Source organism: Bradyrhizobium sp. 197 (genome assembly GCF_023073375.1).
In the GTDB taxonomy this organism is placed as follows: domain Bacteria; phylum Pseudomonadota; class Alphaproteobacteria; order Rhizobiales; family Xanthobacteraceae; genus Bradyrhizobium.
Window position 1 is genome coordinate 142,114 of the sequence record NZ_JADPJJ010000146.1, and the last position, 14,509, is coordinate 156,622.

Annotated in this window: 10 protein-coding genes; all 10 read right to left on the minus strand. The window is 58.1% G+C overall.

All coding sequences use genetic code 11. The annotated features are described in order from the left end of the window. Window positions 1-814 precede the first annotated feature (814 nt). The gene (locus IVB27_RS34555; protein ID WP_083926517.1) at window positions 815-1,195 is read right to left on the minus strand and encodes a Zn-ribbon domain-containing OB-fold protein; all 381 of its coding nucleotides are present in this window, start codon (window positions 1,193-1,195) and stop codon (window positions 815-817) included. Between the two features lie 4 nt (window positions 1,196-1,199). After that, on the minus strand, window positions 1,200-2,354 hold the full coding sequence (locus IVB27_RS34560; protein WP_018458281.1) for a thiolase family protein: 1,155 nt from the start codon (window positions 2,352-2,354) through the stop codon (window positions 1,200-1,202). Between the two features lie 62 nt (window positions 2,355-2,416). After that, window positions 2,417-3,583 carry an acyl-CoA dehydrogenase family protein gene (locus IVB27_RS34565; RefSeq protein WP_247447206.1) on the minus strand — a complete coding sequence of 389 codons (1,167 nt, stop codon included), beginning with the start codon at window positions 3,581-3,583 and terminating at the stop codon, window positions 2,417-2,419. A gap of 87 nt (window positions 3,584-3,670) precedes the next feature. Then, window positions 3,671-4,873 carry a pimeloyl-CoA dehydrogenase large subunit gene (gene pimC / locus IVB27_RS34570; protein WP_247447207.1) on the minus strand — a complete coding sequence of 401 codons (1,203 nt, stop codon included), beginning with the start codon at window positions 4,871-4,873 and terminating at the stop codon, window positions 3,671-3,673. A 622-nt stretch (window positions 4,874-5,495) separates the two neighbouring features. Then, window positions 5,496-6,323, minus strand: coding sequence for an ABC transporter permease (locus tag IVB27_RS34575; RefSeq protein ID WP_018458278.1), 828 nt, complete (start codon window positions 6,321-6,323; stop codon window positions 5,496-5,498). Beyond that, window positions 6,320-7,570 carry an ABC transporter permease gene (locus IVB27_RS34580; protein ID WP_018458277.1) on the minus strand — a complete coding sequence of 417 codons (1,251 nt, stop codon included), beginning with the start codon at window positions 7,568-7,570 and terminating at the stop codon, window positions 6,320-6,322. The genes IVB27_RS34575 and IVB27_RS34580 overlap by 4 nt, the downstream gene beginning before the upstream one ends. Before the next feature lie 62 nt (window positions 7,571-7,632). Further along, entirely contained in the window at window positions 7,633-8,700 is a 1,068-nt protein-coding gene (locus IVB27_RS34585) for an ABC transporter substrate-binding protein (RefSeq protein ID WP_247392861.1), read from the minus strand. A gap of 90 nt (window positions 8,701-8,790) precedes the next feature. Further along, window positions 8,791-9,882 (minus strand): ABC transporter ATP-binding protein, encoded by a 1,092-nt coding sequence (locus IVB27_RS34590; protein ID WP_247447208.1) that lies wholly within the window; start codon window positions 9,880-9,882, stop codon window positions 8,791-8,793. Between the two features lie 283 nt (window positions 9,883-10,165). After that, window positions 10,166-12,265, minus strand: a complete 2,100-nt coding sequence (locus tag IVB27_RS34595; protein ID WP_247447209.1) for a 3-hydroxyacyl-CoA dehydrogenase NAD-binding domain-containing protein — start codon at window positions 12,263-12,265, stop codon at window positions 10,166-10,168. Window positions 12,266-12,340: 75 nt separating this feature from the next. Beyond that, window positions 12,341-13,915: an AMP-binding protein gene (locus IVB27_RS34600; RefSeq protein WP_247447210.1), complete on the minus strand. Its 1,575-nt coding sequence runs from the start codon at window positions 13,913-13,915 to the stop codon at window positions 12,341-12,343. Window positions 13,916-14,509: the final 594 nt, after the last annotated feature.

Here is a 14,509-nt window from a genome sequence, read left to right on the forward strand (position 1 = left end):
GTGCGAAGCTCTCGACGAGCGTCGGCGCAAGAATGTTGGCGTAAAAGCGAGTTATGCAGCATTTTTGGTAACGAGGCGATCGGGCGGTGTGGCTTGCCGGCATGAGGATGACGTTGATGCCGTCGTTGAATCTGATACTTGCGTCGTTCATGGCGTATCGCTTCCCTCGAGAGCTTCTGAAACGGTCGGCACTCGCCTCGATAGGCCGGCTATCGCAGGCCGTCATCACTCACGTTCCCGCATGGCTCTCAAAGCGGCGAGCGATAGCTGCGAGATGCGCCGCCGAGCCTTTAACTGCCAGTGAAGCGAAGCCCGAACGATCGGTTGGGCGGCCGCTATTAGCTGCGCACACACATTCGCAGCGATCGGCAAGCGTAGGACGCTGCCTTTCTGATGCTCCTTTGCAGCACGATCACAACAGCCGGGAGAATGGACCACCCTGCGCCCGCCCTGTCCTTTCCGACTGACCACTCCCGGATCGCAGGCAGGCGGTCCTTCAGTGTGCCGCCTAGGTCCGAGCTTCGCGATGCTGGTCTCTCGGCTAGATGCTTCCCTAGGAAGACTCCGGCTCTAAGCTGACCTGGCACAAGGGGGGCCACTCCCGGAGGAGCGGCCCACCAGGGTCAGGCAGGATGTCCCCAAAGGGACCTCTAGGATCAGGCCGCAACTGCTCTGTCCGTGAGAGCGGCCACAGATAACTGCCAGCCATCGAGGTCGCATCTTCTATCCGGTCTCGCCGTTCACGACAGACGGAGATGGACCTTTCGGGACGAAGTTGATGCCATTCTCAGCAAGCTGACGCGGTTTATCCAATCTAACGCACGACGAAGAGAGGTACAGGTGCTTGTGTAACAGCTGGCTTGAATGTCACCTTTACGCTCGTGCCGATCGACAATGCGCCTGGATCAGCATCTATCACATTGGTCAGCATGATCGGCCCCTCGGTAAGCGCCACATAAGCGACCACATATGGCTCTTTCCCCATGCGGTTTATAGCGAAGGAGTAAATCTCACCCTCGCCCGGTGAATCCTGCCAATCAATAGTCGTTGACAGACAATGCGGGCAGATGCCGCGGGGATACCAGTGAGTTCTGCTGCATTGCCGGCATCGTGGCAGCACGAAACGACCAGCAGCCGCCGCCTCCCAAAACGGCTTAGTCTCTGGACTCTGTGCAATAAATTCTGTGCCAATCATCGGACTACTCCCGCTCCAGGATAAGGGTCGCGCTGCTGTGCCGAGTACCCATCAGCCATCCTGTTCCATGCGCCAACGCCAAGGCGCAATCCTTGACCTGCACGGCCGGATGGGCCTCGCCACGCAGCTGGCGAACCGCCTCAATGACCTTTGTGATTCCGCCCCTCATTGCGGGATGATTGTTGCACAGACCACCACCGTCAGTATTGAAAGGCAAGCGACCGCAGCCGGAGATCAGGTTTCCTTCTGTTACAAAACGGCCACCCTGTCCCTTTTCACAGAACCCGAGATCCTCCAATGCGATAAGCACTGTGATCGTGAAGCTATCGTAAATGGAGGCGTATCGAATATCGCTCGGCCTGACCCCAGCCTCTGCAAACGCAGCGGCGCCTGACTGCCTGGCCGCCGAGGCGGTTAGCTCGACCGCGCCAGCTGACTGTCCCTGAATGGCCTCACCTGCCCCGATCATCTTCACCCGGGGCCGCCGGAGGCTCTTGGCAATCTCTGGTCGGGTTACTACAACGGCTCCGCCGCCATCAGAAATCACGCAACAATCAAGGCGATGTAACGGCTCGGAAACCATTGGAGACGCCAACACATCCTCGGTGGTCACCACTTTCGGCAGCATGGCATGCGGATTGTGCTGCGCATGGTGAGAGGCAGCCACTTTGATCCACGCCAGCTGCTCGCTAGTGGTCCCGTACTCATGCATATGACGCCTCGCGCAAAGCGCGTAGATATCGACTAGCCTTTGCCGCAGCGGCCATTCCCACAACAAGTCAGGCTGAGTGAAGTCTGGTTGGGACTCTACGAATGCGGTGCGAGGGCGGCCGGCTAAAGTAATCAACGCGACGCTACATTTACCCGCCGCGATGGCCTGCGCGGCATGGGCGATGTGCTGCAAAGGCGCGGAACCCCCGATATCAGTAAAGTCACAATGCCGTACCTTCAGGTTTAGGAAGTCGATCACCGGAAGGGGGCGAAAGCCTGGTTCATCGCCAGCGGAGAAATAGCCGTCGACATCGTCTTTACTCAACCCAGCGTCGGCTAGGGCGCCAGCTGCGCATTCGGCGTGAAGCTGCATCACCGACTTGTCTGGCGCCCTTCGCGTGGGATGCTCGTATGCACCGACTATGTAGGCCGTTTCGACGCGAGCCATGATTATCCTTTCGTCCTCGTGATTAGAGAAGTTGCGATCACTCCAATGACCCACCCCTCTGGTTACATACTCTGCTCGTCGTCCTCGTTGATCAGCCCGCCAAAAGAGGCAAGCCGTCGCAAATGATGATCGGCATCTCCAAACAAGGTGTCTATCATGGTCACACGCTTGAAGTAGTGACCGATGCTGTATTCCATTGTCATACCAACGCCACCATGCAGCTGGATCGATTGCTGGCCGATTGCTTTGGCCGAATGTCCTATCTGGACCTTCGCCGCTGAGATTGCTCGAGAGCGCTTCGCCGGATTACCGTCAGCTACCATCATCGCAGCGTAGATCGCCATGGAGCGTGATTGCTCCAGTTCGACGAACATGTCGACAGCACGATGCTGCAGCACTTGGAATGAACCAATCGCCGCGCCGAACTGCTGGCGCGTCCTTAGATAATCGAGCGTGATCGTTTGCATTCTCGCAAAACATCCGACCGCTTCCGCGCAAAGCGCTGCTACGGCTTCATCAGCCACGCGGGAAATAATTGGGAATCCGCCGAACGGATCTCCAATGACGCCGAACGGCTCAACGCGCACCCTCTCGAGCGTGACTTCGGCCGCGCGCAAGCCATCCTGTGTCCAATAGCTGCGTCGCGTTACACCTGGCGCGTCACCCGCAACTAAAAAGAGACCAATCCCATCCATCTCGCGCGCTGTTCCAGCTGTTCGCGCGGAAACGAGCAGTTTGTCGGCCGCCCCCCCGTGGAGGACGAGAGTCTTGGCGCCACTCAGCGACCACGCGTCACCGTCCCGTTTTGCTTCCGTCCGAACATCGAAGAGATCGTATCTCGACTCTGGTTCGGCGTAAGCAAAGGCAAACTTCGTCCGCCCCTCTACAATCGCGGGGATCAACTCTGCCTTTTGCGCTTCACTTGCACCATGGCGCAGTGCGCCCGCAGCGAGCACTACTGTCGCAAAATAGGGTTCAAGTATGAGTGCTTTTCCGAAGGCCTCCATCACTATCATCATCTCAACCGCGCCGCCGCCGAAGCCCCCGTATGCCTCGCGAAACGGTAATCCCAAAAGCCCGAGCTCGGCATAGCGAGCCCACATCGCGTCGCTAAAGCCAGCTTCCTCGCCCTGGTACTTGCGGCGATGATCGAAGGCGTAATCTTCGAGCATGAGCCGCTCGATACTGTCATTGAGGAGCCGCTGCTCCTCCGAAAACTCGAAGTCCACCAGTTAAGCCTCCTGAACTAGAGCAATGCCCGTTAGATCTGTCCCGAAACGGTGTGTCCGCCTCACGCAGTCGGCCTGCAACAGGCATTAGAGGCGAAGGACCGCCTTGGCGATTATGTTTTTTTGGATTTCATTGGAGCCCCCATAGATTGAGACCTTGCGGGCATTAAAATAGGCTGGAGCGATAGGGGCGGCCCAATCAGGGCCGATCGGGGGCCCATTGAGGTTCTCACCATCATCTTGCGACACATAGGGCAGCGCGTAGGGTCCTACGACCTCAAGCAGAAGCTCAGCTGTCGCTTGCTGTATTTCCGAACCCTTGATCTTGAGAATGGCGCTAGCAGGATCTTGCGTGGACTCCTGTCGCTTTGATGCGTTAGCGACGACGCGAAGCTGCGTGACCTCCAGCGCTTTTAACCCAACTTCAAGTGCGGCAACCTTCTCTCGGAAGGAGGCCTGGTCGATCAGCATCTTTTCACCAACGCGGCATAAGGAGGCGAGGCACTTAATGCGCCGGATACGCTCTTTTGAAGAGCCAACGCTAGCGATGCCGAAACGCTCATTCCCAAGGAGGAACTTGGCGTAGGCCCATCCCTTGTTCTCCTCGCCAACAAGATTAGTGACGGGCACTCGCACGGTGTCGAAGAAGACCTCGTTCACTTCGTAGCTACCGTCGATAAGCTGAATCGGACGCACCGTAATGCCGGGCGACTTCATGTCGATCAGTAGGAAGGAGATGCCCAGTTGCTTCTTGACATGAGGGTCCGTCCTGACCAAGCAGAAGATCCAGTCGGCATATTGCGCAAGAGTCGTCCAGGTCTTCTGGCCGTTGACGATGTAGTGATCGCCATTCCGCACAGCTCGCGTCCTGAGGGAAGCGAGGTCTGAGCCGGCGCCGGGCTCCGAGAATCCCTGGCACCACCAATGATCGGCGTTCGCAATGCGCGGTAAATGATACCGTTTCTGCGCCTCGTTCCCGAACGTATAGATCACTGGTGCTACCAAGCCAGGCCCGAAACTTGGCAACCCGCGCACCGGGTACATCTGCAATTCTTCACCAAATATGTAGCTCTGCGCAGGACTCCATCCCGTTCCACCGTATTCCTTGGGCCATTCCGGAACAGCCCAGCCCTTCTTATTCAATGTTCGCGTCCAGCTGACGATCTCGTCTTTCGTGAGATCTCGGCCTTCGATGAGCTTGCGACGCGTCTCCGGCGGCACGTGATCGCGCAGGAATTGGCGAACTTCATCGCGAAACGCTCGCTCTTGTTTTGTGAAAGCAATATCCATCAAGCTGCCTGTGAGAAACGTGCGTTCAGATTGTCGTTCCAGAGCATTCAACGAAGCGGCCGAAAGATGGATACGATGGTAAGCATCGTCTGGTCAGGTGTGAGAGTAGACGGAGGTAGCGCACTATGTTCGTTGCCCGCAACGTTGGGCTACCCGGTGCGCGATGACGTCCTCCATCCGACACGCTACGCATGCGCCCAGCTCAGGCCCCGAATACCGACACAAAAGTGGCTGCCGCCGACGTACTCTACTCACTGTGACAGAGGGAGACTTAAGGCGCGATCTACGCACAATGGCCGCAAAAGGTGGCTAGTTTCGAAAAAATAATGCGAAGGGCGTTCCCGGCCTCTTAAAGCGAGGGCCTCGATATTCGGCCGTCTATTGTTTACTTCGCTGAGCGAGGCGCTCGCGTTCAGAGGAGCCAATCGAGTCTTGTAGTACTATACAGATCGCAGTCGGGATTGCATGCTTGCTCACTCCGCCGAACGACTGATCCGCGAGTATCCGCCGCATCAAGCTCGGCCAGTATGGAGATCTCCAAATCGCGATCGTATTCGTGCGACGATCGCTCAGAAACAGGGTGAAAGTGACCAGATACAGCGGCGCCGCCCGGAGGAGCCCTTCAGGTTTTACGAATGCCGCGCAGCCGCTCGGACCGACGTCGCAACAGTTCGACGGTGATGAGCATAACGGTTGAGAATAGCAGCAGCACGGCGGTAGCGGCGATAATCGTTGGACTGATCTCCTCACGAATGCCGGAAAACATAACCATGGGTAAGGTGCGCTGCTCAGGGCTGGCAATGAAAAGGGAAATCACGACTTCATCGAAGGAAGTTATGAAGGCGAAGAGCGCACCCGAGGCAACGCCTGGCAGGATGACAGGTAGAATGATCTTGAAGAGCACAGTGATCGGCGTCGCACCGAGGCCGCTAGCGGCGCGGGTTAAGGAGTAATCGAAGCCGGTTAGCGTGGCAGTTACAGCGACAACCACAAAGGGCGTGGCTAGCGTGGTATGCGCCAAGACTAGTCCGGCATAGCTGTTGAGCAGCCCGACATTGGCATAAAAGAAGTAAATCGCCACTGCGGTAATCACCGCGGGAACAACCATCGGGGTAATCAACAAACTAAGCACCGCAGTACGATACGGAAACTTCGGTCGACTAAGCCCAAGTGCCGCCGGCGTCCCTAACGCGGTGGAAAGTGCTGTCACAGATGTCGCCACGAGAACCGAAGTGCTCAGCGCACTCTGCCATCGCTGCGTTAGGAAAAATTCCTCGTACCAACGCAGTGAAAACCCCTCGAGCGGATAAGTAAAGAAGGGTACAGAATTGAAGGAGAGTGGAATGATTACCAGGATCGGAGCGATCAAAAAAAGAATAACAGCCCCGCAGATCAGCCGGTGTGTATAGTACCAGATCTTCTGAAGCGGCGAGACAGCGACCGTTCTCATGCTAGTTTGACCCGCTCGACGCCAACCAACTTGTTCAAACCAAAGTAGAGCAGCAGCGTTGAGGTAAGCAGGATCGCGCCAAATGCGGAGGCCATTCCCCAGTTGAGGTCTTCATTTGTATAATGCGCAACGAAGTAAGCGACCATCTGATCGCTTGGTCCCCCGACTAGCGCTGGAGTGATATAATAGCCTAAACACAAAATGAAGGTAAGCATGCACCCAGCGGCGATTCCTTGTGCCGTTTGAGGAAAATAGATCGTCCAGAACGCGTAGAACGGGCCGGCGCCGAGAGAGCGGGCAGCCCGAACATAATTGGGCGAAATTGTCTTCATCACACTGTAGATAGGTAACAGTGTGAACGGCAGTTGGATATGGGTCATTGCCACTATCGTTCCAAATCGATTGAATATGAGCGCGGCCGGCTGAGATATGACGTGCAATGTCATGAGCACTTCGTTGACTACACCGTGCTGCTGCAAGAGTACGACCCAAGCAGTCGTGCGCGCCAGCACCGACGTCCAGAACGGCAGCACCACAAGGATCATTAGCAGGTTGCTGGACCGAGCCGGCAAAATGGCTAACAGATAAGCGAGTGGAAAGCCGAGCAGGAGGGTTGCGACTGTGACGCCAACGCTAACGCTAAGCGTGCGCAGAAACACGTCACGAAAGATGGCGCTTTCCTGGGGTGCGGATACAATCTGACTGTCGGGACCATATTGGAGATCGACTGAGCGCAGTAGATAAAAGGCGGTGTAGGCAGAGGTTCCACGCTTTAGAAGGCTCCAAACGTCATGACGTGCCCAGAGCGGATTTATATCTGTAAGTGCCCCCTTGAAAGGACCCGCTTGTAGCGTGCTGGCCTTGCGGGCGCTAGAAATTACCTGACTGAGAGCCCCAGGCAGTTCATAGTTCATCCGCTTGCCGATTGCAGCAGCCGTTTTCCGCGACCAGGACTCTTTTAGGTCGAATGCTAACGCAGCATAGACGCCCTCGTCTGGCAAGTCTTTGCCGTCCCACCCGTCAAGCGCTGACATGGTACGCGGCATCAGAGTGAGCAGCGTGTCGTCATGGAATGAGGTTAACAGCATTCGGCCCAGCGGCAGGACAAAAGCAACCAGGATGAACAGCAGCAATGGCAGCACGAGAATGAAAGCCTTGAACTTCTGGCGGCGCTCAACCCGCTTCAACTTGAACCGCAGAAGCATGCCTTCCGGTCCACCTTTGACTTCGACGGCCGTGGTCGGCATGGATCGTGCTCCCTGAATGTATCGGCTGGGCGGCGCGGGGATTCAATGTCCCTGCCGTGTCTTTATTGTGCGAGCCAAGCGGTAAGACGCTGTCGCAGTTCGTCACCCTTTTCATTCCAGAAGTTTGTATCTCGTTGGATAGTTATGCCACTACGCTCCGGTGCATTTGTCACGTACGGGCGTACAGCCGGATCAATAAGCTTCAGCGCGTCCTTGTTGGCTGGTCCAGCTGAGGTGCCGTTCGCCACCTCGGCTTGAACGTGGGCCGAACCGGCAAAGGCGAGGAACTTGTAACCAGCATCAATGTTCGGAGAGCCCTTAGGAATCACCCAAGCGTTTCCGGCCTGAAGTGCAGCGTCCCAGATGTATTCGAAATGTTTGCCGGAGTTCTTGTTAGCATCATAGGCTCGGGTGGTCCAAACGTGAGTCATGACGACCTCCCCGTCGGCGAGAAGTTGCGCCGGCTGGGCGCCTGACGTCCACCACACTACGTCCTTCTTGATAGTATCAAGTCTTTTAAAAGCGCGGGCCACCCCTTCGGGCGTGTTGAGCACCTTGTAGACGTCGTTGATGGACACGCCGTCGGCGATCAGCGCCCATTCGAGAATGACCACAGGACTTTTGTTCAGTCCTCTCTTTCCAGGGAACTTTTTCAAATCGAAAAAATCCTCGATGGTCTTCGGGCTGCTCGGCAGTCGTTTCGCGTCGTACATGATGACGTCACCCGTGACGGTCGACGGCACCCCGCAATCCGTGTAGCTGGCATCCCCGAATTTGGCTCGGTCAAGACCGAATGTTTCGAGTTTTTTCCAGTCGAGTGTCTCGATGAGACCTTCGTCGCACATTTGCCGGGTTTGGGCCTCGCCGGCGTAGACGATGTCCCAGCTCACCGTCTTTGTCTCGACCATGGCGCGGATCTTTGCAGTGCCGTAATCATACTCAGCGTCAGTGACCTTGGTCCCGGTCGACTTCGAGAAAGGCTCGAAAACGACTTCGCGGAGGATCTTCTGGAAGGACCCACCTCCCCCAGTGATTGTGAGCTGATCGCCAGCAATGGCGGCGTTCATTTGCGCCAACAGGCCAGCCGTGAGGCCCATTGCGGCCAGACCATTCATCAGTGACTTCTTCATCGTCTGCTCTGTCCCCTCTATGCCATCCAAAGAATTGGAAAGCGCCGCGAAAGATCCTGCCCAACCTGGACCGGCCAGGCGGTTTTGTCCTCAGGCCGGGCTGAGCGCCCGACAATCCTCTGCCGCCCAACCGATAGTGATCACCGTACCAGGCACGACCCGTGCGGAACCTTCCGAGTTCGGTAGCTTGACCACAAAATCATCATGACCACAGGCCGAGAGGCAGGTGCGCACATGATCGCCCAAATAAATGACTTCTAGGACCTTCGCACTAAAGACGTTTGGCAGCGAACCTAGCGCCGGATTGAGCTTCACCCGCTCCGGCCTCAACGAGAGCACCGACGGGTCGCCAATTTCGACGTTGACTGCCAACGCCTGCACGGTGCCCGCGCCGGGGAGCTCCACGCTGCACGTACCACCATTCATCGCGACGACCTTGCCTCGCAGCCGGTTATTCTCACCGATGAACTGGGCGACGAAAACATTCTGCGGCCGTTCGTAAAGCTCGGCGGGCGCGGCAAGTTGCTGAATGGTTCCGTCGTTGAACACCGCTATGCGGTCGGACATGGTCAACGCCTCGCTCTGGTCATGGGTTACATAGACCACCGTGACGCCGAGCGTCTCGTGAATATGCTTGATCTCGAGCTGCATGTGCTCGCGCAGTTGCTTGTCCAACGCGCCCAGCGGCTCATCCATCAGCACGAGCTTGGGATCGAAGACGAGCGCGCGTGCGAGAGCGACGCGCTGCTGCTGTCCGCCGGAAAGCTGGCTAGGCCTGCGGCTGCCGTAGGCGCCGAGCCGGACCATTTCGAGCGCTCGCTTGATCCGAGTCTCTCTCTCGAGCTTCCCAAGCTTGCGTACTTTGAGTGGGAACGCGAGGTTTTCCTCTACAGTCATATGCGGAAACAGCGCATAATTTTGGAACACCATGCCGATATCGCGCTTATGTGGTGGCATTTTCTCGATGGAGTGCCCCGCCAGGAGGATTGAGCCATAGGTGGGTGCTTCGAATCCGGCAAGCATCATGAGGGTCGTCGTCTTACCCGAGCCGGAAGGCCCCAGCATCGTCAGGAATTCCCCGCGTGCGATGTCCAAGTTGAGATCTTTAACGACCAGCGTCTCGCCGTCATAGGTCTTTTGAACGCCGCGAAACTCCACGAAGGCATTGTTCGCGCCTGTCATTGCACCTCTTCCCTCCAGCGCGCCTACGACGCTCGCCGACCTTCGGACATCAATGCCCATCAACGGATTGCGGCGTCTTGAGTGCGTGATCTAAGCTGCGACGAAAGGGTTGCATGATGCTGTCCATGATCTTCTCCCAACAGGCTAGCTCCTTCCAGTAAGTTGTCCGCTCTATGACGCGCGGTTCAGAGCATTTCTTGTCGTTGCGCAGTACTAGCGGGCTACTCAATCCCAATTTTATCGAACTCGTACATCCAGAGGACTATTTCATGCGTTAGGCCGATTACTTGAACTCGCCGAATCTCTTTCCTTCCGCGACCAGTTTCTCCAGCAGGGAGGCAGGTTTAAATTCGTCGCCTACAGCGGCCTGGAGCTCCCTCATCTTGGCGAGGACCTTGTCTAGGCCGATCTGGTCGGCGTAGTACATCGGCCCGCCGCGATAGATTGGCCATCCGAAGCCACAGAGCCAGACCACGTCGATGTCGCCCGGTCGCGCAGCGATGCCTTCCTCGAGGATCCGCGCACCTTCGTTGATAACCGGGTACATCACGCGTTCGATGATCTCCTCGTCGCTAACGACGCGACGCTTACGCCCAAGCCGGGTCAAAGTCTGGTCAATCAGCAATTCGACCTCGGGATCTGGAATCGGGGTCCGCGAGCCCGCGTCATACCTGTACCATCCCTTACCGGCCTTCTGGCCGAAACGGCCGGCTTCGCAGAGCGCGTCCGCGATCTCCGACTTTACGCCGCGATCTTTACGCGAAAGCCAGCCGATATCGTTGCCGGCCAAATCGCTCATCACAAACGGCCCCATGGGCATGCCAAAGTTCTTTAGGGCTGCATCGACTTGTTGCGGTAGAGCGCCCTCAAACAACAGCTTGTCTGCCTGCTTGCCGCTCTGATCGTACATGCGATTGCCGACGAACCCATGGCATACGCCCACGACCACCGGCACCTTTGCAATCTTGCGGGCGATGTTGACCGCCGTCACAAGGGCATCCGGCGCGGTCTTGTCGGCGCGCACGATCTCGCACAATTTCATGACGTTGGCGGGCGAGAAGAAATGCATGCCGAGCACGTCCTGCGGGCGCTTGGTCGACTTCGCGATCTCGTCGATGTTCAGGTACGAGGTGTTGGAGGCGAGCACAGCGCCCGGCTTGACGTACTGGTCGAGCTTGCCGAACACTTCCTTCTTCACCGCCATGGTCTCGAACACGGCCTCGATCACCAGGTCAGCATCACCGACGTTCTCGATGCCGACGACGCCGTTGATCAGCGCCATGCGCTTGGCGGGCGCATCCGCCGGGATGCCACCACGCGCAGCGGTCGCTTCCCAGTTCTTCTGCATGATGCCCATGCCGCGCTTGAGCTGCTCCTCGCCGGTCTCGATCAGGGTGACGGGAACGCCGGCATTGGCAAAGGACATCGCGATGCCGCCGCCCATCGTGCCGGCGCCGAGGATGGCGACGCGGTTCACGGGCCGCGGCTTGGTCCCCTCAGGAACGCCGGCGATCTTGCTCGCCTCGCGCTCGGCGAAGAAGGCATAACGCTGCGCCTTGGACTGATCGCTGGCGACGAGCTTCAGGAAACCTTCGCGCTCCTTCTTGAGGCCTTCGTCGAACGGCAGGTCGATGGCGTAGCCGACGGCGTCAGCCGCCGCGAACGGAGCTTCCAGGCCGCGCGACTTCTTGGTCATGGCGGCGACCGCGTTGGTGAAGATCGAGCGATCGACCTTGGCCGCCGCGATCTTGGAGTCGTCGTCACGCAGACGGCGCAGCGGACGCTTTTCAGCCAGCAGCTTTCGTACGAAGGCTTCACCTCCGGCGGCCGGGCCCTCGACGATCTCCTCGATCAGGCCGTTCTTCAGAGCTTCCGCCGCACCGATCGGATCACCGCCGACGATCATCTTGACCGCAAGCTCCGGTCCGACCGCGCGCGGCAGGCGTTGGGTGCCACCGGCGCCCGGCAGCAGGCCGAGCTTCACCTCGGGCAGGCCGAGCTTGGCTTCCTTCACCGCGACACGGAAATGACAGGCGAGCGCGACTTCGAGGCCGCCGCCGAGCGCGGTGCCGTGAATCGCGGCCACGACCGGCTTCGGTGAATTCTCGATCTCGGAAAGCACGTCGTTAAGGGCGGGCGGCTTCGGCGGCTTGCCGAATTCGGTGATGTCAGCGCCCGCAATGAAGGTGCGGCCGGCGCAGGTCAGCACGATGCCCTTGAGGGCGGGATCGGCGATTGCGGCCTTGATGCACTCCAGAATTCCGCCGCGAACCGCGGCGCTCAGCGCGTTGACCGGAGGGCTGTTGACCGTGATCACACCGATCGCGTCGTGACGTTCTAGTTTCACGGTTTCCACTCTTTGTCCCTTCGGTTTGTGTTTCATGCGCTTCTTGGCTGACGACACCTCAGCGCAAAGCGGATCGCCATCTGATGATCGACATCCGTAGAAGCGAGCCGATCAAGGCGATCCACTCGAACGTCCTGTAATGCGCCGTAGCGTCGCGGCTGCTACAGCTGCTGTTTCGGAGGATGTGCCGCTGCCTGAATAGGTTTCGCCAAGGGTGGACTGTATCCGGGCGATGCGATCGTCACGCAACTGTGTGCGCCGCACCTTGCCTGCTTCGTCGCGAAGAGGCTCGTCTACGAACTCGATGGTGCGCGGACGCTTATAGGGTACTAGCCGCTCGGCTAGATGTGCTAGCAGCGCGTCCTCAGTCAGACCCGGGCGAGCCTGGACAATGGCGTGAATGGACGAACCCATATCCTCATGCGGCAGGCCAACCACGGTGCTCGACATTACTGCGGGGTGTTCGTCTATCGCCGCTTCCACCTCAGCAGGATAGACGTTAGACCCTCCGACGAGGATCATGTCAGTCCGCCGGTCAGAGAGGTAGAGATAGCCGTCAGCGTCAAAGTAACCGATGTCACCGAGGCTCTCCCAGCCGCCGGGCAGGGTGCGCGCAGTCGCTCCCCGGTAATTGTAGGTAGGCGGTGATCCCGCCGAACGCCGCATGTAAATCTCCCCCACCTCGCCGGGTGGCAGCACGTTTCCGTCGGCGCCAACGGTTTTCATTTCACCCGAGCTCACGCGTCCAACGGAGCCGCGATGATCCAGCCATTCGGTTCCAGTGATAGTCGTGCCGGCTTGGTTCTCAGAGCCGGCATAGAGCTCCATGATCACCTCAGGCCCGAGCCAGTTGATGAAGGCCTCCTTGAGCCATGGCGGGCAAGGCGCGCCTAGGTGCCAGAGCGTCTTCAGCGATGAAATGTCATAGCGGCCTCGCACTTCTTCCGGCAGTCGCCAGATGCGGCTCATCATGGTGGGCACCAGATACACCCAAGTGGCCTTGTGCCGATCGATCTCAGCCAGCAGGCCCTCGGCATCGAAGCGCGGCATCAGCACCACGTGAACCCCACGAGTTAGTGCGTCTTGGGCGCATGAGAATGGGCCGGTATGATAGAGCGGTGCAGGAATCAAGGCCGTATCGCCCAAACCAAACCGCCAAAAATTTGGGCCATTCCCAGGTTCAGCCAGAGTCAGGGCGGACGAGCCGGACAGGATCAGCTTGGGACGTCCCGTCGAACCGCCCGAGGTCATTGCCCTCAAGACAGGAGCCACTCGCGGTTCCAGGGGCCGAGTATCGCGGGATAGTGCGAGCAGCTCCTCGATCGTGAAGCGCCGCCGGTTGGTCTCCATGCCCGGCAATGCGATCACAACTGACGGCTCGGCGAGGTCGACGATCGCGCGCAGCTCGGCATTGGGTAGCCGGAACGACACCGGCTGCGGGGTTGCACCTACCTTCCAGGCCCCCCAGCAAGCCTCGATGAAATCAATGCTGTTGGGCAGGCCTATGGTGACGAGGTCGCCCAGTTTCACGCCCAGTCCCTCTAGAGCGTAGGCGATCCGGTTAGTTTGCGCATCCAGTTGGCCAAAGGTAAGAGTGGTCTCACCACAACTAACTGCTCGGGCATGCGGCGCTGTCTGGGCGCATAGGGAAAGTTTCTCGCCGAGCGCGATAATCTCTTCGGTCATTTCAGCCACAAACGTTGTCGATCTTTGGCTGCATGCACGAGAACGGAAAGCAAACGGCCAACATCAGATATTGCAAGAGGTTTACCTTGCCACTCAGAACAAAACCCCCGACTTTGGTCGCCTTGGCGCAAAAATTAATCACTGAGTGCAATCGCGCCGCCGTAAGACAGTCCGCACAAACAGCGGTTTCAAACGGCTTATCGAAAAGCAGCGCAGAATCTCGTGATTGTCCTGGTAATGATCTGAACGGTTCAGAGGCACTAGCTAGCTGTTGAGCCTCAAGACGTTGTTCCTGGTCAAGCCGAGTCGGGCCTTCATGCCCGTGCGGCTGATCTCAATTGTAGCGATGGAGCGAGTCGGGCAGTTCGGCCGTTCGCTGGCATAAGTTCCTGGGAGGCTTCCGGATAACCCCCTGGCGAAGCGCGGTTTAGATGAAGCGCTCGGCCTTGCCGTTGGTCTCGGGCGTATGTCAATCGGCCCTTTAATTGCGGTTTATTGTCAAGCTACCATTCTTCCTCTCTCCAGTGACACGCCGGTAGCGATTGCTCCGTCGGAGCTGGTCAGGTTGCGGAGACGGAGCGATCGCGGATGGGT